Genomic DNA, 21,779 nt, shown 5'->3' on the forward strand with positions numbered 1-21,779 from the left:
TCTTCATCAGCGGCGGGCGCGCCAGAAGGCGGCAAAGCGGCGCAGCACCCTGGCTGGGCGGGAATTATGACGCCCTGGCGTGCCCTTGCGCAAGCGCTGCCACCAGGCGCGGCGGGCGCGGCCCAGGGCGGCCGACAGGCGGCTGACACGGCGCCACGGGCGCGTGGCGCGCAGCCGGGCGATCCAGCGGTCCTTGGTTTCCATGAAGAGGCCATGCCAGCGCGCAAACCACGGCAAACTGAGCAGGGTAGGGCGCGTCAGCGAATACAGGCGCGCGACGGCGGCCGCGCCGCCCAGCTTGGCGATGACGATCACGCCGATGCCGGAAAACGCATGGCCGCGCGCGATCGCCAGCAGGGCCAGCAGCTTGACGGGAAACAGCAGCACGGCCGGCAGCACGAAGATGGCCAGCGCCCAGTACGGGGGCAGGCGCTTGATCCACGCTTCGAGCGCATGCAGGGGCGGAAATTGCGACACCACCTGCATGATGCGCGCGCCCGTCGCCCATAGCCATTCCTCGATCAGCAGGCAGATGGCGGCCAGGTAGACCAGCGGCGCGAACAGCCAGCGCCTGACTCTGTAGATTTTTTTCATCCGTCTCCGTGTGCGGCCCACGTTTGCCGCGATTGCCACGATGATACGTCAAAAAAGCCCGCCTGCGCCCGCATCCGGTGTGCCCATGGCTTCCTGGCGGGGCTACAATAGGCGGATGAATAAAGCCTTTGTAAAAGAATCGGACAACGACGACGATGAAGAAGCGGTCGCGCTGGCGCTGGCCATTCCCGCCGGCGCCAAGAACTACATCACGCCGGCCGGCTACCAGCGCATCAAGGAAGAGCTGCTGCAGCTGATCGACGTCGACCGTCCGGAAGTGGTACGCATCGTCCATTGGGCGGCGTCGAATGGCGACCGTTCGGAAAATGGCGACTATATCTATGGCAAGCGCCGGCTGCGCGAAATCGACCGCCGCATCCGCTTCCTCACCAAACGCATGGACCTGGCCGCCATCGTCGATCCCAGCGTGCACCATGGCAACGACCAGGTGTTTTTCGGCGCCACGGTAACCTACCGCACCAGCGACGGCGAAACGCACACCATCACCATCGTCGGCATCGACGAATTCGACCCCCTGAACGGCAAGATCAGCTGGGTCTCGCCCATGGCCCGCACCATTACCAAGGCGCGCGAAGGCGATGTGATCACCCTCAACACGCCGCTGGGCGAGCAGGAACTGGAGTTGCTGGAAGTGACGTATCCGGCGCCGGGGGAGGGGTAAGCTTGCGGTGACGCAGGACGCCAGAGGCGCGCGCTGGCACACTGACCATTCAGTTGGTATCAGGAGTTGCCATGCCCCGTCGCCTTCGGCTCGTCTTGCCCGGCGTTCCCTTACATGTGGTGCAACGTGGCGTGAATCGCCAAGCCTGCTTTCTTGATGGGCAAGACAAGCAGCGTTATCTGGATTATCTGCACAGTTGTTTGGCGCTTGCACCATGCCATCTGCATGCGTATGTGCTGATGAATAATCATGTGCATCTATTGCTTTCCACGCAAAGCACAACGTCCCTGTCGTTGCTGATGAAAATGCTGAACCAGCGTTATGTGCAGTATTTCAACTGGCGTTATGGCCGCACCGGCAGTTTGTGGGAGGGCCGCTACAAATCTTGCCTGGTACAGGGCGAGCGTTATTTATTGATTTGCCAGCGCTATATCGAACTTAACCCTGTCAGGGCCGGTATCGTGGCATTGCCTGGTCAATATTGCTGGTCCAGTTATCGAAGCAATGCGCTGGGCGTGCATGATGATCTGCTGTCTCCGCATTCTTTATATATGCAACTTGGATGTGATGTGCTTGAGCGGCAAAAGACATACCAATCGTTATTTCAGGATGAATTAGGCGATCGCTGCATCGGACAACTGCGAGAAGCAGTCAATGCTGAATTTGCGGTGGGGGATCAGGCGTTTTTACGACGCGTTGCGGAACTGAACCGGTAGCCCGCAGCGGAGATCCGGGGTCAGTCGCTTCGCGATCGGAATACGTCCCATTGGGACGTATTCCCCCGGCGGGTCTGACCCCAGCTTTTTGCCGCGTGAATCAGTTACGCTCGCGCAAGATGCGGTTCACGCCGGCCACTCTGCGCACATTGCGCAGCAGGGCGGCCAGGTGGACCCGGTCCTTGACCTGCACGGTGAAGCGCAGCTGGTCGAGCACGTTGTCCTTGTCTTCGTCCATGCCGACATAGATGATGTTGGCGTCCGATTCGCCGATTTCGGCGGCCACGCGGGCGAGGATGCCCCGTTCGCTGTTGATCAAGACTTTGATGCGGCAGTCGAAGCGGCGGTTCAGTTCGGTTCCCCAGCGCACGGCGATCCAGCGGTCCGGTTCCTTGGCGCGCTGGCGTTTCGCTTGCGAGCAGTCGCTCGTGTGCACGAGCAAGCCCTGGTCGCGGCGCAGCTGGCCGATGATCTGGTCGCCGGGAATCGGCAGGCAGCAGGGCGCCAGTTGCACGGACACGCCTTCGCTGCCGCAGATGGTGACGGGGTCCAGTTCGCTGCCGCTATTGTGTTCCACGGGCATGCTGGCCGCTTCGCCGCCGATCAAGCCGAAGATGTGGCGCGCCACCAGGGTGGCCATGCGCTTGCCGATGCCGATGTCCGCGTACAGCTCGTCCATGGAATTGGCGCTCGATTCGTTGAGCAGGCGTTCGACCAATGGCGCTTGCAGGTCGGCGTCGATGTTCAGGGTGTGCAGCGCCTGCGACAGCAATTGCTGGCCCAGGGCGATCGATTCGGGCAGGTTGATCGTGCGCAAGTGGTGGCGGATGGCCGAACGGGCCTTGCCGGTGCGCACGAACGACAGCCACGTCGGGCTGGGGCGCGACGAGGAATCGGTGATGATTTCGACGATGTCGCCATTGTGCAGCTCGGTGCGCAAGGGCGAGGTTTCGTTGTTGATTTTCACGGCCACGGTCTGGTCGCCGATGCCCGTGTGGATCGAGTAGGCGAAGTCGATGGCCGTGGCGCCGCGCGGCAGGGCGATGATCTTCGATTTCGGCGTAAACACGTAGACGGAATCGGGGAACAGGTCGACCTTGACGTGTTCGAGGAATTCGGCCGAGTCGCCCGTCTGCTGCTGGATGTCGAGCAGCGATTGCAGCCACGCATGGGTGCGCTGCTGCAGGTCGGACGGGTTCGATTCGCCGCTCTTGTACAGCCAGTGCGCCGCCACGCCGGACTCGGCCGTGCGGTGCATTTCCTGCGTGCGGATCTGGAATTCCACGGGCGTGCCGTACGGGCCGATGACGGTCGTGTGCAGCGACTGGTAGCCGTTCAGCTTGCGGATCGCGATGTAATCCTTGAACTTGCCCGGCATGGGCTTGTACAGGCTGTGCAGGGTGCCCAGGGTCACGTAACAGTCGGCAAAGCTGCCCACCACCACGCGGAAACCGTACACGTCCAGCACTTGCGAGAACGACAAATGCTTGCTGCGCATCTTTTTATAGATGTCGTACAGGGTCTTTTCGCGGCCCGTGACGTCGGCTTCGAGCTCGGCCATGGACAGGGTGCTTTTCACCGCTTCCATGATCTTGTTGACCACCTCGCGCCGGTTGCCGCGCGCCGCCTTGACGGCTTTCGCCAGGGTGCGGTAGCGCATCGGATACAGGTGCGAGAACGACAGGTCCTGCAGCTCGTGGTAGATGTTGTTCAGGCCGAGGCGGTGCGCGATCGGCACGTACACTTCCATGGTCTCGCTGGCGATGCGGCGTTTTTTCGCCGCCGTCATGAAGTCCAGGGTGCGCATATTGTGCAGGCGGTCGGCCAGCTTGATCAGGATCACGCGCACGTCGGACGCCATGGCCAGCAGCATCTTGCGGAAGTTTTCCGCCTGCGCCTCGATCTGGCTCTGGAATTCGATCTTTTCCAGTTTCGACAGCCCATCGACCAGGTGCGCTACAGGAGCGCCGAAGCGCTCGATCAATTCTTCCTTCTTGACGTCCTGGTCTTCCATGACGTCATGCAGCAGGGCAGCCATGATGGCTTGCGCGTCGAGCTTCCAGTCGGCGCAGATTTCGGCGACGGCGATCGGATGCGAGATATACGGCTCGCCCGAGCGGCGCATCTGGCCCAGGTGCATTTCGTCGGAGAAGCGGTAGGCTTCCTTGACTTTTTTCAGGTCGGCGGGAGACAGGTATTCGGCCAGCTTGTCGGCCAGATGGCTGACGGAAGCCACGCCGAGGGCGGGCGCTGGCGGTGCTGCGGGGGTGTTGCTGCCGGACGTGCCGGCGCCGGGCGCGGAAGCGCCCTGCGATTTTGCCGCCTGGCGCGAGGCCAGGGGCGGCAGTGCTGCGGAAGTCGTGTCGGCTGGGGTCAGACTCATAAAACGTCGCGTTGCTTCACAGTGTGAATAAAGGATACGGTAGAACCAGGGGTCAGCACTGTTCCGGCACGCGGGTTCCCACTTACATCGGGACCTTTTTCAGCATTTCGATGCCGACTTTACCGGCAGCGATTTCACGCAGTGCGACGACGGTAGGCTTGTCCTTGGCTTCCACCTTTGGGGTGTGGCCTTGCAACAACTGACGTGCGCGATAGGTCGCAGCCAGGGTCAGCTGGAAACGGTTAGGGATCTGCTTCAGGCAATCTTCGATTGTGATACGGGCCATAGTAACTCCTAAAATTTTTGCGTGGTGCTGTGTGAACTGGCGTGCCGTTGCAGCGTTTTTACTCTGCGTGCAGGCCCAGCTGGGCGAATAGCGATGCGTTGCGGGCCGCTTGTTGCGCAAACCGGCAACGGGCCGCTCTCACGATCGCGCTCAGTTCGGACAAAGCGACCGTAAACTCTTCATTGATAATAACATACTCGAACTCGGGAGCGTGTGCGATTTCGCCGCCGGCCGCCAGCAGGCGGCGCGTGATCACGTGCGGCTCGTCCTGGCCGCGCTTGTTCAGGCGTTCTTCCAGCGCATCGATCGATGGCGGCAGGATGAAAATGCCGGCCGCGCGCGGGAATTGCTTGCGCACCTGGCGCGCGCCCTGCCAGTCGATTTCCAGCAGGATATCGGTGCCGGCGGCCATTTGCTGCTCCACCATGATGCGCGAGGTGCCGTAGTAATTGCCGTGCACTTCCGCCCATTCCAGGAATTCGCCCTGGTCGGCGCGCGCGACAAAGTCTTCCGCCGTCGTGAAATAGTACTCGCGGCCATGCTGCTCGCCCGGACGCGGGGCGCGCGTGGTGGTCGAGATCGACAATTTGATGCCGGGCTCTTGCGCCAGCAATGCATTGACCAGTGTCGATTTGCCGGCGCCCGATGGCGCGGCGACCACGAACAGGCTGCCGGAGAAGGCGGTAGGGTGGCTCATGCGGATCTTTCCATTTGCGTGTGATGGCGGCGCGTGCGCTTGCATGGGCGCCGCCCAATTCGGTATTTTACCAAGAGGCAAGGCGACGAGCCAGCCCTGCGATGCGCCTGGCCGCCGCGCCTGCGCATTTTTTGCTTGTTATCCTGAAGAAATAGTTATCTAATTTGGAATATTTTTTCTTTATCGACAGGATGTGCGCATGAAAAATTTCCCGTTTCTCAGTATTGCCCAGGCCATGCTGTTGCTGCGCGTGGCCATCGCCGTGATGTTCATGGCGCATGCCATCACGCGCATCGCCAACGGCACCATTCCCCGCTTTGCCGGTTTTCTGGAAGACAAGGGATTTATCTATGGCCTGGCTGTCGTGTGGGCGATTACCATTGTCGAGATCGTTTGCGGCAGTTTGCTGATCGCCGGCAAATACATGCGCTGGGCGGCGGCCGGCCTGATGGTGATCTGCCTTGGCGGCATCGTCATCGTGCATGCGGCCAAGGGCTGGTTCGTGGGCGAGCATGGCGCCGGCGGCGTGGAGTACAGCATCGTGCTGTTTGTCGCCTGCGTCGTCATCGCCGCCAGCGACAGGGCGCGCACCGGAGCGCGCCTGGCGTAAGTTGCATGCCCTGTCTCAGCGGGGCAGCCGGCCCAGGGCGATTTCGCCGCTATTGAGCACGATGGCCCGTCCATTCACATCGGTGCAGTCGCGGTTGCTGATGCGCACGATGGCGCTGTCGACCGAGACTTCTGCGCCCAGGTTGCTGCGCGAGCAGATGCGGTAGGAGGCGGCGTCGGCGCCCGTGTAGATGGCGGCGCCGCGTTCCTTGAGAGCGAAACACCCGGAGGCGCAGCCTTCAACCGCATACGGCGACGGCTGCTGCGCAGGTTGCGCTTGCGCGCCTGCCGCCAGCAGCACCAGGGTGACGCTGGCGAGCGTCAGGATGCGTGGTGCGGTCATGGCTTATTCCAGGTTCTGCACCTGTTCGCGCATCTGCTCGATCAGCAGCTTCAAGTCCATCGATGCGTCGGCCAGTTCCTTGACGGAGGCCTTGGCGCCCAGCGTATTGGCTTCGCGGTTGAGTTCCTGCATCATGAAGTCGAGGCGCTTGCCCACTTGCCCGCCCTTGGTGAGGATGTGGCGCGTTTCGCCCAGGTGGGCCGACAGGCGCGCCAGTTCTTCGGACACATCGATGCGGATGCCGTACAGGATCACTTCCTGGCGGATGCGTTCCATGGCGTCCTGGCGCGACAGGGCCGAATTCGAGCCCTGGCTGGCCAGGCCCAGCGCATCCTGCATGCGCTCGATGGCTTTTTGCTGGAAGGCCGCCACCACTTGCGGAATCAAGGGCGTGATGCGCTTGACGATGGCTTCCATCGCTTCGATGCGCGACACCAGCACCGCTTCGAGCGCCGCGCCTTCGCGCTTGCGGCTGTCGACGAAGGCGGCCACGGTGCGGCGGGTCAGCGCGCCCACGTCCGCCTGCAGGGACTCCTGTCCCACTTGCGCTTCTTCGATGACGCCAGGCCAGCGCAGCAGTTCTGCCACCGTCATGACGGGGGCGGAGACAAAATGCTGGCCCACTTCGTTTTGCAGGCGCGCCAGTTCGGTCAGCAGGGGCACGTTCAGCGCCTGCGTGCCGGCGGTCGCAGCCTTGCGGCCAAAGCTCAGGCGTACCTCGACTTTGCCGCGCGTGATGGCGGACATGACGGCGGCGCGCAAGTCAGGTTCCAGGGCCCGCAGATCGTCGTTGATCCGGAATTGCAGGTCGAGAAAGCGTGAGTTGACGCTCTTGATTTCAATTGTCAGTGTGCCTGCAGCACCTTCGCTGGTGGCAACCGCGTAGCCTGTCATGCTTGAAATGCTCAAAGGATTCCCCGATTTGATCTTGTATACAGTCACTTATACACTTAATCAGCCAGCGCAGGCAATACTGCCCGCGCCGCGAAACAGGACCGAAGTGCCCGATGGCCTGAAAATTGCTGAATAGTGTGCGTTTTACGGCATTGTAAAGAAAATTGTGTTTGGCGGGGCAGGATTGTAGGGATCATGTGTGCGCCGCCCGCCATTGCGCCCTGCGCTGTTGCATGACTGCAAATGGGCGCGCGCGCGGTGGTAGAATCGCTGCCGCAACCCCAATCACACAGGACATCCCCATGACATTCGAATCCCGCCCGAGCGGCCGCGCCGTCGATGCGCTGCGCGCCATCCGCATCACCCGCCAGTACACCAAACATGCCGAAGGGTCGGTGCTGATCGAGTGCGGCGACACCAAGGTCATCTGTACCGCCAGCATCGAAGACAAGGTGCCGGGCTTCCTGAAGGGCAAGGGCCAGGGATGGTTGACGGCCGAGTACGGCATGCTGCCGCGCTCGACGCACACGCGCATGGACCGCGAAGCGGCGCGCGGCAAGCAGTCGGGCCGCACGCAGGAAATCCAGCGCCTGATCGGCCGCTCGCTGCGCGCCGCCTTCGATTTGCAGGCGTTCGGCGAACGCACCCTGCACCTCGATTGCGACGTGATCCAGGCCGACGGCGGCACGCGCACGGCCTCGATCACGGGTGCCATGGTGGCCGCGTATGACGCGTTTTCCCAGCTGCAGGCGCGCGGCGCGATCGCCGCCATCCCCGTGAAAAGCTTCGTCGCCGCCATCTCGGTGGGCGTCTACCAGGGCATGCCGGTGCTGGACCTCGACTACGTGGAAGACTCGGGCTGCGACACGGACATGAATGTGGTGATGACGGAAGCGGGCCACTTCATCGAAGTGCAGGGCACGGCCGAAGGCGCCGCCTTTGACCGCGCCGGCATGAACCGCCTGCTGGACCTGGCGCAGGGCGGCATCGCCGACCTGATCGCCCTGCAAAAGCAAGCTCTCGGCATGTAATCTTTACATAAATTTACATGTCTTCGCCCGCTGCGCCGGGCAAAAAGCCCGCACCTGCCGTTTTTTTCGGCAGCGGCGGGCCAGGGTGAGGGGAGCGCAAAAGGTTTACAATGTCGGCACTTCAACCGGACTACTGACATGACCCAACGCCTCATCCTCGCCTCCAACAACGCCGGCAAGCTCAAGGAATTCAACGAGCTGCTCTCGACCATCGGTTTTTCCGTCCACGCCCAGGGCGAATACGATGTGCCGGAAAGCGACGAACCGTTCCACACCTTCGTTGAAAACGCCCTGCAAAAGGCGCGCCACGCATCTCGCCTGACGGGCTTGCCGGCGCTGGCAGACGATTCGGGCGTGTGCGTCAATGCGCTCGGCGGCGCGCCCGGCGTGTACTCGGCCCGCTATGCGGGCGAGCCGAAATCGGATGCGGCCAACAGCGCCAGGCTGATCGCCGACCTTGAGGCGCATGCCGACAAGTCCGCGTATTACTACTGCGTGCTGGTGTATGTGCGCCATGCGGACGACCCGCAGCCCGTGATCGCCGACGGCCGCTGGAACGGCGAGATGATCGCCACGCCACGCGGCAACGGCGGCTTCGGCTACGATCCGCATTTCTTCATTCCCGCGCTGGGCAAGTGCGCGGCCGAACTGACGTCCGATGAAAAGAACGCGCTGTCGCACCGCGGCCAGGCCCTGCGCGCGCTGGTGGAAAAGCTGCGATGATCCCGATCAAACTGGTGGGCGCCGTTGCCCAATCGGCCGCCAGGTCGGCAGCCAGGCCCGCGCCGCAGGAAGGCATTTCCGGCGCGGCCGGGGCGGCCCTGAAGTACCTGCAGCCGGGCGCGCTCAACCTGACGGCCCTGCCGCCGCTGTCGCTGTACATTCACTTTCCGTGGTGCGTGAAAAAATGCCCGTATTGCGACTTCAATTCGCACGAGGTGCGCGGCGACCTGCCGGAAGCCGAATACCTGGCGGCCCTGCGGCTGGACCTGGAGATGGCGCTGCCGCTGATCTGGGGCCGCAAGATCCACACCATCTTCATCGGCGGCGGCACGCCCAGCCTGATGTCGGCGGCGGGCCTGGACCGGCTGATGTCGGACGTGCGCACCCTGCTGCCATTGGAGCCCGATTGCGAAATCACCATGGAAGCCAATCCGGGCACCTTTGAAGCGGAAAAATTCAAGTCTTACCGGGCCAGCGGCATCAACCGGCTGTCGGTCGGCATCCAGAGCTTCAATGGCCGCCATCTGCAGGCGCTGGGGCGCATCCATGACGACAACGAGGCGCGCCGCGCGGTGGAGATCGCGCATGCCAACTTCGACAATTTCAACCTCGATCTGATGTACGCGCTGCCCACGCAGACGCTGGACGAAGCGCGGCAGGACCTGGAGACGGCGCTGTCGTTCGCGCCGCCGCACCTGTCGCTGTACCACCTGACGCTGGAACCGAACACCCTGTTCGCCAAGTATCCGCCCGCGCTGCCGGACGACGACGAGAGCGCCGATATCGCCGATATGGTGGCCGCGCGCGCCGCACAGGCCGGCTATGGCCGCTACGAAGTGTCGGCCTATGCGCAGCCGGGCCGCCAGGCACGCCACAACCGCAATTACTGGGAATTTGGCGACTATCTCGGCATCGGCGCGGGCGCGCACTCGAAGATTTCGTTCCCGCACCGCGTGCTGCGCCAGGCCCGCTACAAGCAGCCGCGCGCCTACATGGACGCGGTACTGGCCGGTAATCCGGTGCAGGAAGAGCGTGAACTGGCGCGCGAGGAAATGGGCTTCGAATTCATGTTGAATACCCTGCGCCTGACGCAGGGCTTTGCGCCGAACCTGTTCGCCGAGCGTACGGGCCTGGCCCTCAACGCCATCGAGCAGCCGCTCAATGCGGCCGAAGCGAAAGGCTTGCTGTACCGCGACCACCAGGTCATCCGTCCGACGGAACGGGGATTGTGCTTCCTGAATGACCTGCAGCAGATGTTCCTGGAGGATTAATGCGTGGTGACGGCGCGCAGGCGCTGCAGCTTGGCCGCATACAGAGTATGGTCGCTGCGCGTGGTGCTGTTGTTCATCGCCAGTTCCAGCTGCTTGCCGGCCTGCTCCATCTGGCCCAGGCGCGCATAGGCTTGCGCCAGCCAGAAGTGAAATTCGTGGTAGTACGGGTCGCGCGCGATTTCACGTGAAAACAGCTGTATCGCCCGCACGTAATCGTTTTGCTGCATGGCCGCCTTGCCCAGGTTGAAGTAGTGGAAAGGCGGCTGCGGCTGCAGCGCCAGCAGGCGCCGGCGCAGCGGCAGCGCTTCTTCGGGCAGGCCGGACGCTTCCAGCACCTGCGCCAGGTTCGACAGCAGCACCGTGTTGTCCGGCGTGCGCGTCAGCGCATGGGCGAAAGTGCGCCGCGCTTGCGCCAGGTCGCCATGGCGGAACTGGATCACGCCCAGGGTGTTGTAGGCGCCGCTGAACGAGGAGTCTTGCAGCAGCGCTGCCCGGGCCCACCAGTATGCCTGATTCAGCTGGCCCTCGCTCATGGTTTCGGCGGCGCGGTTGTTCATGTACATGGCGAGCACGGTCGCTTCGTCGAGTTCTCGCGTGCGGTAGCCGCCTATCTCCGAGGACGGCAGGAAATCGATCACCATCATGCCCTTGGCATCGTACCTGCCGGATTTGTCGTCCAGCCGCTGGCCCAGTACCAGGTTGACGTGGCCGGCGACAAAATACATGTCGCCGCTGCGGCTCCAGCTTTCTTCACCGAGCACCTCCTGGTAGCGCACCTGCAAGCCCATTTCATGCGCCAGCGCCGCCGTCATGATCACCAGCGACAGGCAGTTCCCCTGACGCGCGGCGAACGTTTCGCGCGCATTGCGGGTCATGGCCGCATCGTACTCGAGTTTCAGCCTGCTCTTGTCGTACAGGGCGTCATACAGGGCCGCGCGGTCATTCTTGTTGCGCGCTTCGCGCCGCACTTGCGTGCGCACATACTGGCGCATGGTCTCGTCGATGGCAAAGACCTGGCTGGCGTCGATGGCGGCGGCCGGCGCGAAATCGCCGTCGTTGAAGATGGGGGGCAGGCTGGCTGGCGGTGCTACGCTGCAGGCCGCCAAAGCGCCGCAGAGCAGGGCGGCGCCCAGGCGCTTGAAGCAAGCGGCGAAAACAAGATAGGGGCGCATGGTCTCTCCCTGGAGGCGCCGGCTGTCTCATGTCGCGGTGGCGCGCCAGTCCCACCTGAAACCAGTATCGGCGCGCCTGGCGCCGCTGTCAAATGGTTTCAAGCGCCTTGCCGCCGCCTGCACGGTGCTGGAAAGCGGGTGTAACGCCAGACTTAAAACCTCGGGCTTAAAACTCTTCCCAGTCCTGCTCGCCGGCGATGTGCGATGGCGTTTTGCGCGCCGCGGCGCCGGCCGCCTTGGGTGCTGCGGGTTTGCCGGCCCTGGCCTGGGGCGGGCGTGGCGCGAGTTTTTGCGTGGTGGCAATGGCGGCCCTGGCCGGCCGCGCGGCGCGCACCGGCGCCGCCGTGGCCACGTGCTCGAGCTGGAAGCCGGCCGCCACCTGCGCCAGGCGCGCCGCCTGGTCCTGCATGCTTTCGGCTGCCGCCGCCGCTTCTTCCACCAGCGCCGCATTTTGCTGCGTCACCTGGTCCATCTGCGCGATGGCCTGGTTGACCTGGTCGATGCCCATGCTTTGCTCGGCGCTGGCGGCAGTGATCTCGGCCATGATGTCGGTGACCCTGCGCACGCTGTCGACCACTTCGCCCATGGTGCTGCCGGCCTGCTGCACCAGCCGCGTGCCGTTGTTGACCTGTTCCACCGAGTCGCCGATCAGGGTCTTGATTTCGCGCGCCGCCGCGGCCGAGCGCTGCGCCAGGCTGCGCACTTCCGTGGCGACGACGGCAAAGCCGCGCCCCTGCTCGCCGGCGCGCGCCGCTTCGACGGCCGCGTTCAGGGCCAGGATATTCGTCTGGAAGGCGATGCCGTCGATGACGCCGATGATGTCGACGATTTTCGTCGAGGCCGTATCGATGGCGCCCATGGTGTCGACCACCTGGCTGACGATGCCGCCGCCCCGTTCGGCCACGCCGGATGCGGCCACCGCCATCTGGTTGGCCTGGCGCGCGTTGTCCGCATTCTGCTTGACGGTGCTGGTCAATTCTTCCATCGACGACGCCGTCTCTTCCAGCGAACTGGCCTGCTGTTCCGTGCGCGCCGACAGATCCTGGTTGCCGGCGGCGATTTCGCCCGACGCCGTGGCGATCGCATTGGTGCCCGTCTGCACTTCCGACACCACCTTGCGCAGCGCCTCGTTCATGCCGTGCAGCGCGCGCATCAGGTCGCCGATTTCATCGCTGGCAGGCGTGCCGAAATGCGTGCGCAAGTCGCCGTCGGCCACCGTTTCGGCCACCTTCACGGCGGCCTTCAACGGCTGCGTGATCGAACGCGTGATCAGCCAGGCGCAGACGCTGCCCAGCGCCACCACCAGCGCGCACAAGGTCAGTAGCAGGGTGAAGCTGCGCCCGTTGGCCGCCTCGATCGCGTGCGCCGTGGCGTCGATGGCCTGGCGCTGCTGCGACAGCAGGGCCTTGACGTTGTTCTGGTACTTGGCGGCGGCCGGCGCGAAGCTGTCGCGGTAGACGCTTTCCGCCTGCGCCGCATTGCCGCCCTTGCGCGCATTCATCACCAGGGTCTTGGCATCCTGGTACTTGACGCGTTCGGCAATGGACGCCTTGAAGATGGCCTTTTCCTCGTCGCTGACGAGCAGGGTTTCGATTTGCTTCAGCAGCTCGCCGCCCTGCTTGGTGCTGTCGGCGATGGTGTCGGCAAACACGTTCGACAGGGTTTCATCCGTGCTCCTGGCGATCATCGAAGTGCGCGCGATGGCCGAGTAAATCAGTACGTACCAGTCCGATACGAGGCGTTCCTTGGCCAGCGGCTTTTCCATCATTTGCCGCGTCGCTTCGGCATTCACGCTGGCGCTGTACAGCGCGTACGAGGTGGAGATCACGGACAGCAGCAGCACCAGCGCGAAGCCTGCAGCCAGGCGTGTGCCGATACGGAGGTGGGAGAGGGCGTGCATGGTTGGAGCTCCTGTCGCAGAGGGATTAAAGGTTGCCTGTGCGACATAGTATGCACTGATAAGTGACCAAGAGGCGAGGGAAAAGCGCGCTTGTCTTTGCGCCTGTTGCAGCCACGCCCGTGCTACAGCTCGCCCGCCTGGCGCAGGTCCGGCTGCTCGGCCCAGCGGGCGAAGGCGGCCGCCATGCGCTCGCTTTCCGCGATGGCGCGGCGCCAGTCGCGCATGCGCGCCGCGTGGTCCTGGCCGTAATGGGGGAAGTCGCGCCGGTCCGGCAATTTGCCGTTGGGCAGGCTGGCCACGAAGGCGGGCGAGGGCGAGACGAGGATCATGTTGTCGAGTGCGCCATCGCCGCGGCGCGCGCGGCGCCAGGGCATGGTCTTGTCCAGCCAGCCCGGCACGATATGGTCGGCAAAATGCGGGTACAGCACCAGGTCCGGTTCGCGCTGGTAGGGCAGGTGCAAATGATAGTCGACCAGGCCGCCGTCCCAGTAGCGCCCTGGCGGCGCGCCGGCGATGTCCGTGACCGCGTCGAGCACCAGCGGGATGGAGCCGGAAGCGAGCAGCGCGTCGCGCAGGTTGTCCTGCGCCAGCGGCACGAAATGCGAATGAAAGGCGTCGAAGCGCGAGCGCAGCCAGCTGGCGCCGTCCGGTCCGGCATGGAACACGGTGCGTTCCAGCGAGGCGGCCAGCCGCGCGCGCGCCACAGCGTTGCCGGCGGCCGCCAGCAGGAAGCCGCGCCGGTCGCGCCATTTGCCAGGTTGCGCCAGCGCGCCGATGCCGCGCACGGCCAGCACCGACAGGCTATGGCGCTCGTGCCGCAGCAGTTGCGCATCCTGGCCATCGAGGACGGCGTCGAGCAGGGCACGGCACGTGCGGCTCACGTGCGCCGCATCGGGTTTGTCGGGATAGCGCTGGCCCACGTATTCGCGCACCAGGCGGCGCTGCGCGGCCACCGGGTCGGGGAACACGGCGGCGGCCATGCGCCAGGCGCCGATCGAGGCGCCGACGAACTGGCGCGGGCGCGGCGCCTGCGCCAGGAAGTCGCCGAACAGCCAGCAATCGAGCTGGTGCAGGATCAAGCCTTTCGGCCCGCCCGCGGCGGCGGGAACGATGGCGATGTCGCTGGCGCGCACCCCGTTTTCGGCGATGCGCGCCCGGGCGCGGCGGCCCAGGCGGATGGTGATCGGTGATTGCATGAGTAGTCGCTGGCGGCCTGTAGCCAGGTATTTTACCGCCAGCGCGGCGACACGGCACAGACGCGCTCGGTATAGTCACATTGTTAGTATTAATAAATTTCTTTAAGGCAACCATTCTATTGAGAAATGTTGCATAATATTGGACGTTGAATTTTTGGCATGTGCCAAGGATTCCTTATGTCTTGCTTTTTTTATTGGAATCGTATGCAACTGAATCACGCTTTTGTTCTGACCCTGATCGCCGCTTCGCTCGCCGCTTGCGGTGGCGGCGGTTCGTCTTCCCCATCCGACACGACGGCTGTCGTGAATACGGCCAAGCCTGCCGATCCGGTGGCGCCCGTCGTTCCCGTCGTGCCAACGGCCACCGGCGAAAACACGGGGGCCGTCAGCGCCCGTTTCGCCAATGGCGACAACAGCCGCTACATCTTTACGTCGATCGGCTTGCAGAGCAGTGGCAAGGCCAGCCCGCTGGTACAGGATGCCTCCGGCGCCCTGAGCACGATCAGCGGCATCGTCTTCACCGGCAACCCGGCCGTGACGCGCGAAATCAGCGGCGACGCGGCCTTTGCGCAGGGACGCTGGTTCAAGGGCGCGTTCAGCAATAGTACGGGCGCCACTACGTTGAGCGGCAACAATGCCAGTGGGCATTACGTCGCCTATAACGTGCTCGCCGCGCTGCCAGCGACCGGCACCTTCACCTGCGATGCAGGCACGTTCACGGCGCCTAGCTATACGGGCGGCAGCAGCGTCTCGTCGACCGCCAACTTCGGCACGGCCAGCGGCACTGCCAGCATGTCCTTCGATGCCTCGGGCGCCAAGGTCGTGCTGGCCATCGACGCCAGCGCCGGCGGCAGCACGGGCAAGGTATCGGCTTCGACGACCATGGCGTCGGCCGCGTCGAGCAGCATCACCGGTGGCTACCTGTCGAATGGCACGGGCGCGCAGCTGATGCTGGGCGACGGCGGCGCTGGCCGCTATCTGCTGATCGCCGCCTACAAGGCGCAGCTGGCGAATGGCGCCAACTACCAGGGCGTGGCCACCTTCCGTTGCTCTTGATGACGCCTGACGGCACCTGCTGCGCGTCGTGATTTGCGGCCACTCGCAATGGTGCCGTCAGTCGCCCCGAGGCCAACGAGGACGACTAGAATAAAAAAAGCGGCGTCCGTGCAATGCACGGCGCCGCTTTTTTTCGCCCGTCGTAATGATGCGATTACCGCAGCGCCGCGATCATCTGTTTCAGCTTGCCGGAATCGACGCAGAAGGCGCGGATGCCTTCGGCCAGTTTTTCCGTCGCCATCGCGTCTTCATTCATCATGAAGCGGAAGGCTTCTTCGTTCAGCGACATTTGCACGATGTTGGTCGATGGCGCCGCTTCGGCGCTCAGCTTGCGTTCCACCGGCGCATCGCTGTCGGCCAGCTTTTGCAGCAGGTCGGGGCTGATGGTGAGCAGGTCGCAGCCGGCCAGTTCGAGGATTTGCGAGGTGTTGCGGAAGCTCGCGCCCATCACCTCGGTCTTGTAGCCAAACTTGCGGTAGTAATTGTAGATGCGGCGCACCGATTGCACGCCCGGGTCTTCCGCGCCCATGTAGTCGATGCCCGTCGATTTCTTGTACCAGTCGTAGATGCGGCCGACGAACGGGGAAATGAGCTGGGCGCCCGCTTCGGCGCAGGCAATCGCCTGGGCCAGCGAGAACAGCAGGGTCATGTTGCAGCGGATGCCTTCCTTTTCCAGGATGGCGGCGGCGCGGATGCCTTCCCAGGTGGAGGCGATCTTGATCAGCACGCGCTCGCGTGGTATGCCCGCGTTCGAATACAGGGCGATCAGGTCGCGGCCCTTGGCCACCGTGCCCTGCGTGTCGAACGACAGGCGCGCATCGACCTCGGTGGAGACGCGGCCGGGGATGGTTTGCAGGATTTCCACGCCAAAGGCGATCAGCAGGCGGTCGATGATCTCGGTGGTCGAGGCGTTCGGATGGTCGCGCACGGCCTTTTCCAGCAGCGGCTTGTATTCATCCTTCTGCACGGCCTTCAGGATCAGCGACGGATTCGTCGTCGCATCGCGCGGCGTGTAGGCCTGGATCGATTGGAAGTCGCCGGTGTCGGCCACCACGGTAGTAAATTGCTTCAGTTGTTCGAGTTGGTTCATGGCTGCACAGGAAAGAGTGAATGGGCTTGCCAGGGTATTGTACCGAATGCGGGACGGTGGCGGCGCTTTTAACCCAAGGGCTAAAGTGCCGGGGTCGGACCCGGCGGGTCTGGCCCCGGATTGCCGCTTTTTAGCCGATAAACGAATCAAACTGCATGTCGAATTCCTGCAGCGCCTTTTGCGCATTCTGCATCTTCTTGCGGAATTCCGGTCCCCGTTGCAGGGCCAGGCCCACGGCCAGCACGTCGATCACGACCAGGTAGGCCAGGCGCGCCGAAATGGGCGTGTAGGGGTCGGTGTTGAAGACCAGGTCGATCGGGATCAGCACGGTGGCCAGGTCGGCCAGCGGCGTGCCCGATGGGGCCAGCACGACGACGTCGGCGCCGCCGCGGCGCGCCAGTTTCACGGAGCGCACCAGGGCGGGGCTGTTGCCGCGCTGCGAGATGGCCACCAGGCAGTCGCCGCCGCGCAGCAGGGCCGCCGCGATGCTGTGGATGTTCGGGTCGCTGTAGGCCACCGTCGGCACGCCCGAGCGGAAGAACTTGTGCTGCGCGTCGGCCGCCACGATACCCGACGTGCCCTGGCCATAGAATTCGATCTTGCTGGCGCGCGACAGGATGTCGAGCGCGCGCTGGATCGCTTCCGGATTCAGGTTGTTGCGCAGGTCGAGCAGAGTATTGATCGAGCGGCTGCAGATTTTATTCACCAGGTCGGCGGCCAGATCGTCCTGCGCCGGCTGCTCGTTCGCGCCCGGCATGGCCAGCGCCAGGCCCTGCGCCAGTTTCAGCTTGAATTCATGCCAGCCGTCGTAACCCAGCGTGCGGCAAAAGCGCACCACGGTCGGTTCCGACACCTGCGCGCTTTTCGCCAGCGCCGTGATGTTCTGGCTGACCGTCTGGTTGGGCTGGTCTAGCACGGCCAGCGCGACCTTTTTCTCCGACTTGGAGAGCGAATCGAGCTGGGTGCGGATGGAATCGAGTAGCATTGATTGATCTTCTGGCAGTAATGCCGTAAGTTTGCGTCCTTTTCACCCCAAAAGCAAAGTTCCGGGGTCGGACCCTCAGGGTCCGACCCCAGTATTTCGCCGTTCAGGGTTAAGCCAAATCTTAACGGCTTCAGTCCTCTGGCAATGCCTCTTCACGCCACTGCAAGCCATCGCGGCCGATCAGGGCGCTGGCGGCCGCCGGGCCCCAGGTGCCGGCCGTGTACGGAATCGGCGCGCTGTCGTTCTGTTCCCAGTTGTCGAGAATCGGCTCGACCCATTCCCAGGCCGCTTCCAGCTCGTCGCCGCGCATGAACAGGGTCAGCTGGCCGCGCAGGACGTCGAGCAGCAAACGCTCGTAGGCGTCCATGCGCGGGGTCTTGAACGATTCGCGGAAATCGAGTTCCAGCTCCGCCGGTTTCAAGCGCATGCCGTCACCCGGGGTTTTCGCCATCAAATTCATGCGCAAGCCTTCGTCCGGCTGCAAACGGATCACCAGGCAGTTCGGCTGGAAGCTGGACGTCGGCTGGTTGAAGATCGAATGCGGAATCTGCTTGAAGCGCACGACGATCTCGGCCAGGCTGTCGGCCATGCGTTTGCCCGTGCGCAGGTAGAACGGCACGCCGGCCCAGCGCCAGGTGTCGATTTCCGCCTTCAGCGCAACGAAGGTTTCGGTGCGCGAATGTTCCGGCGCATCGGGCTCGTCGCGGTAGCTCGGCACTGTGGCGCCATCGACGTGGCCGGCGCGGTACTGGCCGCGCACGATGTTTTGCGCCAGGGTGGTCGGTGTGAATTTTTTCAGCGAGCGCAGCACTTGCAGCTTTTCATCGCGCACGGCGTCCGGCGCGATCGAGGTCGGCGGCTCCATGGCGACGATGCACAGCAGTTGCAGCAAGTGGTTTTGCAGCATGTCGCGCAGCGCGCCCGAGGTGTCGTAGTAACCCATGCGGTTGCCCACGCCCAGCTTTTCGGCGATGGTGATCTGCACGTCGGAAATCCATTCGCGGCGCCACAGCGGTTCGAACAGGATGTTGCCGAAGCGCAGGGCCAGCAAGTTCTGCACGGTTTCCTTGCCCAGGTAATGGTCGATACGGTAGATCTGCGATTCCTGGAAGACCTTGCCCACTTCGGCATTGATCTGCTTGGCGCTGGCCAGGTCGCGGCCCAGCGGCTTTTCCAGCACCACGCGCGAATTCGGCGTGACCAGGCCGTTGTCTTCGAGGTTGTCGCAGATGAGGGCGAACAGGTGCGGCGGCGTCGCCAGGTAGTACACGCGCGTCAGGTCGGCGTCGCCGCGCAGCGCTTCGACCAGCGGCGCGTACGTGGCCGCATCGCTGGCGTTGAGCGACACATACACGATGCGCGCGCAGAACTTGCTCCAGGTGGCGGCGTTCAGGGTGCTGGCCTTGATGTGGGGACGCGAATTGGTCTCCACCATTTTCAGGAAGGCATCCTGGCCGCTGTCCTGGCGGCCCACACAGATGATGCGCGCCGTCGGCGGCAAATCGTTCGCGACGTCGCGCGCATACATTGCAGGCAACAACTTGCGCATTGCTAAATCGCCGCTGCCGCCAAACAGGACCAGGTCAAAATCGGTAAGTGCCATAAGTGAGTGTCGTCGCAAAAGTAAAAGGGCCGGAGCGGGGAGAAAGCCGACCGGAAGTGCCAGTCTGTCGCTACTATAATCGATGGTGTAAATTTACTACGTAGAACAGGCAATTGCAAGAAATTTTACTACATTCCATCCGCTGCCGTCGCCATTTTTCCCGGTATGCCTGCCTGCGATGCCGGCATGGCCATTATATGACGTTCGCCGGCGCCGGCGCAGCGTCATGCTGGTTATCGGCTTTGCAAAGCAACCATGGTTGCCAGGGAAATTTTCGATTCTCTCCGTCATCATTTGCGCTGTAGCAACAAGGAAATCAAGAAATGCTGTCAGGATCGCCGTTGGCAGCGTAAAGTAGCTTTGAAGAAAGTAAAAAAACGTATAATTCAAGCTCGAATCGATAGCAACTATTGGTTGTATGAAGTTGTACGATATACACTGCACCATTAGCGCCGGCCATGCCCCAAACCCGCCGTCCGGCGTCCATGCGACGTGCAGTCCGCACTGTCCGCAGCATCAGGGGCGGGCGACTTAACTTTACAAGACGGCTCAAGGGGACACAATGAATTCAATGCAGCAAGATGTCGATGAACGCACCAGCCTGACAGGCAATAACAAATTCGAACTGTTCCTGTTCAAGCTGGGGACCAGTGATCACTCGGCCAGCCGCGAACTGTTCGGCATCAATGTGTTCAAAGTCCGTGAAATCATGGAAATGCCGGCCATCACGGCGGTGGCTGGTTCGCACCCGCACATGCTGGGCGTGGTCAATATCCGTGGTCAGATCGTTCCCGTGATCGACTTGCCAATGGCGGTCGGTTGCAAGAGCAGCGGCTTGAAGATCCTGATGGTGACGGAATTTGCCCGCTCGACACAGGCGTTTGCGGTGGAAGAGGTCGATGAAATCGTGCGCCTCGAATGGAATCAGGTCTTGTCGGCCGAATCGAGCGTCGGCGGCGGCCTCGTCACCAGCATCGCCCGCCTCGACGGCGACACGGACAAGACCCGCCTGGCGCAAGTGCTGGACGTGGAGCAAATCCTGCGCAACGTGCTGCCGTCGGGCGATCCGGACGTGGACGAAAACAGCATCGGCCCGCAAGTGCGCTTGCCGGCCGGCGCCGTGATTCTCGCGGCCGACGATTCCTCGCTGGCCCGCTCGTTGATCGAAAAGGGCCTCGAAGCGATGGGCGTGCCTTTCATCATGACCAAGACGGGCAAGGAAGCGTGGGAGCGCCTGCAAGCGATCTCGGCCCAGGCGGCCACGGAAGGCAAGACGGCGAAAGACAAGGTCGCGCTGGTGCTGACCGACCTGGAAATGCCGGAAATGGACGGCTTTACCCTGACGCGCAACATCAAGAACGATGGCCGCTTCTCCAACATTCCCGTGGTGATCCACTCGTCGCTGACGGGCTCGACCAACGAAGACCACGTCAAGGGCGTGGGCGCCGACGGTTATGTGGCCAAGTTCGTGGCGGCTGAATTGGCGGAAACCATCCGCAAGGTGCTGTCGCGGTAATCCGACGGCACCATGGCCAACACTGTTGTCGGATTACGCTGGGCCTTGCCCCGCTAATCCGACCTACGTGAGCGTTAAAAAAGCGCCGGACCCTCGCGGGTGCCGGCGCTTTTTCATACCTGACCGTGTTACGCCTGGTAAGGCGTTTCCGGCTGGCCTGCCACGTCCACGCGCACGGACAGCACGTGACCCGTCAACGGGTAGTCGGCGATTTCTGCTGCCGAGCGGTTGTGGCTGGCGCTGGTGATGTACAGGGTGCGCAGGTCGGGGCCGCCGAACGTCACCATGGTGGGGCAGCGCACGGGCACGGTAATTTCGCCCAGCAAATGGCCATCGGGGGCGAAGCGCAAGATCTTGCCGCCTTCAAACATGGCCGACCAGTAATTGCCTTCGCTGTCGACGGCCGCGCCATCGGGGCGCCCGCCGTAATCAAACGCCTTCTTGTCCATGGAAAAGCGCTGGAACGGTTGTGGCGCGGAAATGGCTCCCGTGGCCGCATCGAAGTCGAAACGGTCGATGCGGTGCGTGGTGGTATCCGAGTGATACATGGTGCGCCCGTCGGGACTGAAGCCCAGGCCGTTCGACACGGTCATGCCGCCCGACCAGACCTTGCGCACTTGTCCCTTTTCCAGCACGAACATTTCCGCTGCGTCAGCGTTGCGCGGCTCGAAAATCGTGCCGACCCAGAAACGGCCGGCCGGGTCAACCTTGCCGTCGTTGAAGCGCGTGGTGGTCATGTCGAACGGCGCCGGCGCGATGTGCGCCAGGCTGCCCGTCTTCGTGTCGAGGTGGGCAAAGCCGCTGCGCAGGGCGACGATCAGGCCGCCGCCGGCGTTGATGGCCAGCGCCGACGGTTCCGTCGGCATGGTCCACTGCGCATGCTTGCCGCTGGCCGGGTGCAAGCGGTGCACGGCGCGGCCATCGATGTCGACCCAGTACAGGGCCGCTTCCTTGCCATGCCAGAGCGGGCATTCGCCCACTTGCATGGCCTTGTCGCTGACTACTTTGATTTCGTAAATATTCATAAACCTC

21 protein-coding genes are annotated in these 21,779 nt (G+C 63.3%); 8 read left to right on the forward strand and 13 right to left on the reverse strand.

Features of this window, described 5'->3' with window-relative positions:
• Positions 1 to 6: 6 nt before the first annotated feature.
• Complete coding sequence (locus OX462_RS06580; protein WP_070222380.1) at positions 7 to 594, reverse strand: hypothetical protein; 588 nt, start codon at positions 592 to 594, stop codon at positions 7 to 9.
• A gap of 115 nt (positions 595 to 709) precedes the next feature.
• Here OX462_RS06580 and greB point away from each other — a divergent pair, with 115 nt between their 5' ends.
• A complete protein-coding gene (gene greB, locus OX462_RS06585) occupies positions 710 to 1,276 on the forward strand; it encodes a transcription elongation factor GreB (RefSeq protein WP_070222382.1) in 567 nt (188 codons plus the stop codon).
• Between the two features lie 71 nt (positions 1,277 to 1,347).
• A complete protein-coding gene (locus OX462_RS06590; protein WP_409028038.1) occupies positions 1,348 to 1,992 on the forward strand; it encodes a transposase in 645 nt (214 codons plus the stop codon).
• A 100-nt stretch (positions 1,993 to 2,092) separates the two neighbouring features.
• Here OX462_RS06590 and OX462_RS06595 read toward each other — a convergent pair whose 3' ends face one another.
• The 3 genes from OX462_RS06595 to gmk form a co-directional block, all read right to left on the reverse strand.
• Entirely contained in the window at positions 2,093 to 4,375 is a 2,283-nt protein-coding gene (locus OX462_RS06595; protein WP_070222384.1) for a RelA/SpoT family protein, read from the reverse strand.
• Between the two features lie 82 nt (positions 4,376 to 4,457).
• Entirely contained in the window at positions 4,458 to 4,661 is a 204-nt protein-coding gene (rpoZ, locus tag OX462_RS06600) for a DNA-directed RNA polymerase subunit omega (protein ID WP_010400723.1), read from the reverse strand.
• A gap of 58 nt (positions 4,662 to 4,719) precedes the next feature.
• On the reverse strand, positions 4,720 to 5,358 hold the full coding sequence (gene gmk, locus OX462_RS06605; protein ID WP_080753685.1) for a guanylate kinase: 639 nt from the start codon (positions 5,356 to 5,358) through the stop codon (positions 4,720 to 4,722).
• A 199-nt stretch (positions 5,359 to 5,557) separates the two neighbouring features.
• Here gmk and OX462_RS06610 point away from each other — a divergent pair, with 199 nt between their 5' ends.
• Complete coding sequence (locus OX462_RS06610; protein WP_071650226.1) at positions 5,558 to 5,968, forward strand: DoxX family protein; 411 nt, start codon at positions 5,558 to 5,560, stop codon at positions 5,966 to 5,968.
• A 15-nt stretch (positions 5,969 to 5,983) separates the two neighbouring features.
• Here OX462_RS06610 and OX462_RS06615 read toward each other — a convergent pair whose 3' ends face one another.
• Together OX462_RS06615 and OX462_RS06620 are read right to left on the reverse strand one after the other, a co-directional pair.
• Positions 5,984 to 6,310, reverse strand: coding sequence for a hypothetical protein (locus OX462_RS06615; RefSeq protein WP_070312022.1), 327 nt, complete (start codon positions 6,308 to 6,310; stop codon positions 5,984 to 5,986).
• A gap of 3 nt (positions 6,311 to 6,313) precedes the next feature.
• The gene (locus tag OX462_RS06620; protein ID WP_070289142.1) at positions 6,314 to 7,204 is read right to left on the reverse strand and encodes a YicC/YloC family endoribonuclease; all 891 of its coding nucleotides are present in this window, start codon (positions 7,202 to 7,204) and stop codon (positions 6,314 to 6,316) included.
• Positions 7,205 to 7,506: 302 nt separating this feature from the next.
• On the opposite strand from OX462_RS06620, the gene rph reads away from it, so the two are divergent.
• From rph to hemW, 3 genes are all read left to right on the forward strand, one after another.
• Entirely contained in the window at positions 7,507 to 8,235 is a 729-nt protein-coding gene (gene rph / locus OX462_RS06625; RefSeq protein ID WP_046685905.1) for a ribonuclease PH, read from the forward strand.
• A 138-nt stretch (positions 8,236 to 8,373) separates the two neighbouring features.
• Entirely contained in the window at positions 8,374 to 8,958 is a 585-nt protein-coding gene (gene rdgB / locus OX462_RS06630) for an RdgB/HAM1 family non-canonical purine NTP pyrophosphatase (RefSeq protein ID WP_070222390.1), read from the forward strand.
• Positions 8,955 to 10,229, forward strand: coding sequence for a radical SAM family heme chaperone HemW (gene hemW, locus OX462_RS06635; protein ID WP_070222392.1), 1,275 nt, complete (start codon positions 8,955 to 8,957; stop codon positions 10,227 to 10,229). Before rdgB ends, hemW begins: the two co-directional genes overlap by 4 nt.
• Here the strand turns inward: hemW and OX462_RS06640 are convergent.
• The 3 genes from OX462_RS06640 to OX462_RS06650 form a co-directional block, all read right to left on the reverse strand.
• The gene (locus OX462_RS06640; RefSeq protein ID WP_409028039.1) at positions 10,226 to 11,401 is read right to left on the reverse strand and encodes a tetratricopeptide repeat protein; all 1,176 of its coding nucleotides are present in this window, start codon (positions 11,399 to 11,401) and stop codon (positions 10,226 to 10,228) included. The two genes, hemW and OX462_RS06640, sit on opposite strands and share 4 nt — an antisense overlap.
• Positions 11,402 to 11,567: 166 nt before the next feature.
• Positions 11,568 to 13,301: a methyl-accepting chemotaxis protein gene (locus OX462_RS06645; protein ID WP_070222396.1), complete on the reverse strand. Its 1,734-nt coding sequence runs from the start codon at positions 13,299 to 13,301 to the stop codon at positions 11,568 to 11,570.
• 122 nt (positions 13,302 to 13,423) lie between these two features.
• Positions 13,424 to 14,497 (reverse strand): patatin-like phospholipase family protein, encoded by a 1,074-nt coding sequence (locus OX462_RS06650; RefSeq protein WP_070289145.1) that lies wholly within the window; start codon positions 14,495 to 14,497, stop codon positions 13,424 to 13,426.
• A gap of 204 nt (positions 14,498 to 14,701) precedes the next feature.
• Here OX462_RS06650 and OX462_RS06655 point away from each other — a divergent pair, with 204 nt between their 5' ends.
• Complete coding sequence (locus OX462_RS06655; RefSeq protein WP_121670240.1) at positions 14,702 to 15,553, forward strand: hypothetical protein; 852 nt, start codon at positions 14,702 to 14,704, stop codon at positions 15,551 to 15,553.
• Between the two features lie 154 nt (positions 15,554 to 15,707).
• Here the strand turns inward: OX462_RS06655 and tal are convergent, their stop codons facing one another.
• The 3 genes from tal to zwf form a co-directional block, all read right to left on the reverse strand.
• On the reverse strand, positions 15,708 to 16,643 hold the full coding sequence (gene tal / locus OX462_RS06660) for a transaldolase (protein WP_086140119.1): 936 nt from the start codon (positions 16,641 to 16,643) through the stop codon (positions 15,708 to 15,710).
• 130 nt (positions 16,644 to 16,773) lie between these two features.
• Positions 16,774 to 17,628 carry an SIS domain-containing protein gene (locus tag OX462_RS06665; protein WP_034750862.1) on the reverse strand — a complete coding sequence of 285 codons (855 nt, stop codon included), beginning with the start codon at positions 17,626 to 17,628 and terminating at the stop codon, positions 16,774 to 16,776.
• A gap of 130 nt (positions 17,629 to 17,758) precedes the next feature.
• Complete coding sequence (gene zwf, locus OX462_RS06670; RefSeq protein WP_034750861.1) at positions 17,759 to 19,231, reverse strand: glucose-6-phosphate dehydrogenase; 1,473 nt, start codon at positions 19,229 to 19,231, stop codon at positions 17,759 to 17,761.
• A gap of 562 nt (positions 19,232 to 19,793) precedes the next feature.
• Between zwf and OX462_RS06675 the strand changes: the two genes are divergently transcribed.
• A complete protein-coding gene (locus tag OX462_RS06675; RefSeq protein ID WP_070222400.1) occupies positions 19,794 to 20,747 on the forward strand; it encodes a chemotaxis protein in 954 nt (317 codons plus the stop codon).
• A 128-nt stretch (positions 20,748 to 20,875) separates the two neighbouring features.
• Here the strand turns inward: OX462_RS06675 and OX462_RS06680 are convergent, their stop codons facing one another.
• The gene (locus OX462_RS06680) at positions 20,876 to 21,772 is read right to left on the reverse strand and encodes an SMP-30/gluconolactonase/LRE family protein (RefSeq protein WP_070312028.1); all 897 of its coding nucleotides are present in this window, start codon (positions 21,770 to 21,772) and stop codon (positions 20,876 to 20,878) included.
• Between the last annotated feature and the right edge of the window lie 7 nt (positions 21,773 to 21,779).

The sequence above is a fragment of the Janthinobacterium aestuarii genome (genome assembly GCF_046113285.1).
In the GTDB taxonomy this organism is placed as follows: Bacteria; Pseudomonadota; Gammaproteobacteria; order Burkholderiales; family Burkholderiaceae_D; genus Janthinobacterium.

Excerpts from the sequence above, each read along its gene's own strand:
- OX462_RS06665 (WP_034750862.1), bottom strand. The coding sequence starts at position 17,628 with ATGCTACTCGATTCCATCCGCACCCAGCTCGATTCGCTCTCCAAGTCG.
- tal (WP_086140119.1), bottom strand. The coding sequence starts at position 16,643 with ATGAACCAACTCGAACAACTGAAGCAATTTACTACCGTGGTGGCCGAC.
- rdgB (WP_070222390.1), top strand. The coding sequence starts at position 8,374 with ATGACCCAACGCCTCATCCTCGCCTCCAACAACGCCGGCAAGCTCAAG.
- OX462_RS06640 (WP_409028039.1), bottom strand. The coding sequence starts at position 11,401 with ATGCGCCCCTATCTTGTTTTCGCCGCTTGCTTCAAGCGCCTGGGCGCC.
- OX462_RS06680 (WP_070312028.1), bottom strand. The coding sequence starts at position 21,772 with ATGAATATTTACGAAATCAAAGTAGTCAGCGACAAGGCCATGCAAGTG.
- OX462_RS06645 (WP_070222396.1), bottom strand. The coding sequence starts at position 13,301 with ATGCACGCCCTCTCCCACCTCCGTATCGGCACACGCCTGGCTGCAGGC.
- zwf (WP_034750861.1), bottom strand. The coding sequence starts at position 19,231 with ATGGCACTTACCGATTTTGACCTGGTCCTGTTTGGCGGCAGCGGCGAT.
- rph (WP_046685905.1), top strand. The coding sequence starts at position 7,507 with ATGACATTCGAATCCCGCCCGAGCGGCCGCGCCGTCGATGCGCTGCGC.
- OX462_RS06615 (WP_070312022.1), bottom strand. The coding sequence starts at position 6,310 with ATGACCGCACCACGCATCCTGACGCTCGCCAGCGTCACCCTGGTGCTG.
- OX462_RS06675 (WP_070222400.1), top strand. The coding sequence starts at position 19,794 with ATGAATTCAATGCAGCAAGATGTCGATGAACGCACCAGCCTGACAGGC.
- greB (WP_070222382.1), top strand. The coding sequence starts at position 710 with ATGAATAAAGCCTTTGTAAAAGAATCGGACAACGACGACGATGAAGAA.
- OX462_RS06590 (WP_409028038.1), top strand. The coding sequence starts at position 1,348 with ATGCCCCGTCGCCTTCGGCTCGTCTTGCCCGGCGTTCCCTTACATGTG.
- OX462_RS06595 (WP_070222384.1), bottom strand. The coding sequence starts at position 4,375 with ATGAGTCTGACCCCAGCCGACACGACTTCCGCAGCACTGCCGCCCCTG.
- OX462_RS06580 (WP_070222380.1), bottom strand. The coding sequence starts at position 594 with ATGAAAAAAATCTACAGAGTCAGGCGCTGGCTGTTCGCGCCGCTGGTC.
- OX462_RS06620 (WP_070289142.1), bottom strand. The coding sequence starts at position 7,204 with ATGACAGGCTACGCGGTTGCCACCAGCGAAGGTGCTGCAGGCACACTG.
- OX462_RS06610 (WP_071650226.1), top strand. The coding sequence starts at position 5,558 with ATGAAAAATTTCCCGTTTCTCAGTATTGCCCAGGCCATGCTGTTGCTG.
- OX462_RS06650 (WP_070289145.1), bottom strand. The coding sequence starts at position 14,497 with ATGCAATCACCGATCACCATCCGCCTGGGCCGCCGCGCCCGGGCGCGC.
- gmk (WP_080753685.1), bottom strand. The coding sequence starts at position 5,358 with ATGAGCCACCCTACCGCCTTCTCCGGCAGCCTGTTCGTGGTCGCCGCG.
- OX462_RS06655 (WP_121670240.1), top strand. The coding sequence starts at position 14,702 with ATGCAACTGAATCACGCTTTTGTTCTGACCCTGATCGCCGCTTCGCTC.
- rpoZ (WP_010400723.1), bottom strand. The coding sequence starts at position 4,661 with ATGGCCCGTATCACAATCGAAGATTGCCTGAAGCAGATCCCTAACCGT.
- hemW (WP_070222392.1), top strand. The coding sequence starts at position 8,955 with ATGATCCCGATCAAACTGGTGGGCGCCGTTGCCCAATCGGCCGCCAGG.